The sequence below is a fragment of the Moorena sp. SIO3I6 genome, assembly GCF_010672095.1.
In genome coordinates this window covers 1-2,140 of sequence record NZ_JAAHHU010000822.1, presented here as the reverse complement: position 1 = coordinate 2,140, position 2,140 = coordinate 1, and the positions used below count along the sequence as shown (strand labels likewise).

Here is a 2,140-nt window from a genome sequence, read left to right as displayed (position 1 = left end):
CTAGTAGCGTTCGCGTAGCGGCTCGTACCGAGCATCCCGTAGCGGCTCGTACCGAGCATCCCGTAGCGGCTCGTACCGAGCATCCCGTAGCGTGGCCTACGGCCAATCGCATTATCATTTGTGACCTGCAATCAGCTTCTAGTGCTGATTCTCGAGAATTGTTATCCACCACTCTCTCTAGATCAGATTTAGACATCCATGGTTCAAAGTGCATCTACTCCGTTGATTTCCCCTGAACAACTCAGCCAGACTCTCGGTACAGCTCTTCCAATACAGGAATGCCAGCGCTTTCTCAAACACTTGACATTAATAGAGCCCAAGGTAGGTAAATTTTGGCAAGGCACTCAGGCATCAGCTGGTATCTACATTATTATTGCTGGAAAAGTAAGGTTGCTGAATCAGGCCGGTGACTTAATTGCCAGCTTAGAAACAGGGGCATCATTTGGGGAATTGACCTTGTTTCCCTCCGCTGACTTAGCCAGCTATAGCGCTAGAGCTTCTCTGAAGCTAAAGCTATGCTTTGTACCGGGGGAAGTCTTGTTTCCCCTGATCAATAAGTATCCCGAAATCCGAGAGCATTTTTGGAGTCAGGCCCAAGCTCGTAATGCCCTACTAGTTAGCTCCCCTACTCCCCCTATCACTCCATCTGACTATCCCCCCATATCCCCATCCCCCCATCTGACCATCTCCCAGTCTCGGTCTGGGGAAGCCAAGTCCCAGAAATCCCAGAAAAAAGTTAGCAAAGCTTACTTTCCTAACCCGACCCAGCAAGCAGGGCATTTATGGCAACGGGTAATCCGACGCTATCCGTTTTTTGCCCAGCAGAGTGGTTCTGACTGTGGTGCCGCATGTTTGGTAATGGTATCTCGCTATTGGGGTAAACGGTTTAGTGTGAATCGCTTGCGGGATATCGCTAATGTTGACCGCAATGGCGCATCATTGCGAGGACTATCAGCAGCAGCGGAAAGTATTGGCTTTTCTACTCGTCCAGTTAAAGCCAGTCTTGACCAGCTAGCGAAGCAAAAATTGCCAGCTATAGTCCATTGGGAAGGTAAACACTATATTGTCGTTTATGAAATTACTCGGAAACGAGTGATTGTTTGTGACCCTGGCATTGGTCAACGTAGTCTCACCCATCGAGAATTTAACGCCGATTGGACCGGTTATGCACTGCTGCTACAACCAACAGCATTACTCAAGGATGCTATTGAAACGACTACTCCCTTCTGGCAATTCTTTGAATTAATCAAACCCCATGGGTTAGTAGTGTTAGAGGTATTTCTTGCTTCCTTATTTATCCAGATATTTGGATTAATTACACCTCTATTCACCCAGCTAATTTTAGACCGAGTGGTGGTGCAGCGCTCTGGGCTAACCTTAATGGCGGTGGGCTTAGGGCTGCTGATATTTAGCCTGTTTCGAGTGGCAATGATGGGGTTGCGGCAATATCTACTAGACCACACGGCTAATAAAGTAGATGCAGCACTGATTGTAGGATTTATTCGCCATACACTGCGGTTGCCTCTTTCGTTTTTTGAGTCCCGCTATGTTGGTGACATTATATCACGGGTTCAGGAAAACCGCAAGATTGAGCGGTTCCTTACCGGTGAGGCGTTATCAATTCTGCTGGATTTAGTAACGGTATTTATCTATGTAGGATTGATGGTTTGGTACAGCTGGAAAATGGCGTTATTGGCCTTAGTAATTGTGCCGCCATTCTTATTGCTAGCATTGATTGCGACACCGTTTTTACGGAGGATTTCTCGGGAAATATTTCTATCGATGGCTAAAGAAAATAGTTATCTAATTGAAGCGCTTTCCGGTGTAAGTACGGTAAAATCAACCGCAGTATAACAAACAGTACGTTGGCATTGGGAGGAGTTATTAAATAAGGAAATTAAGACAAGTTTTGATGGGCAAGTTATCAGCAATCGTCTGCAAATTTTTAGTAATGCTATTGAAGCCGTAGTAACCACAAGCCTGCTGTGGTATGGAGCGTGGTTAGTGATTCAGAATCAGTTAACCATTGGACAATTAGTGGCATTCAATATGCTGCTGGGAAATATTATTACTCCCTTCCAGCGGTTAACGGTGTTATGGAATCAATTCCAGGAAGTAGTAATTGCTATGGAACGGATTA

Annotated in this window: 1 protein-coding gene and 1 pseudogene; both read left to right on the top strand. The window is 45.7% G+C overall.

Annotated elements, in window-relative coordinates; translation table 11 throughout:
* A partial coding sequence (locus F6K49_RS43150; protein ID WP_293107772.1) for a hypothetical protein occupies positions 1 to 236 on the top strand: 236 nt, incomplete at its 5' end.
* Positions 199 to 2,140: pseudogene (locus F6K49_RS43145) on the top strand (peptidase domain-containing ABC transporter); the annotation flags it as partial. The gene F6K49_RS43150 and the pseudogene F6K49_RS43145, both read left to right, overlap by 38 nt.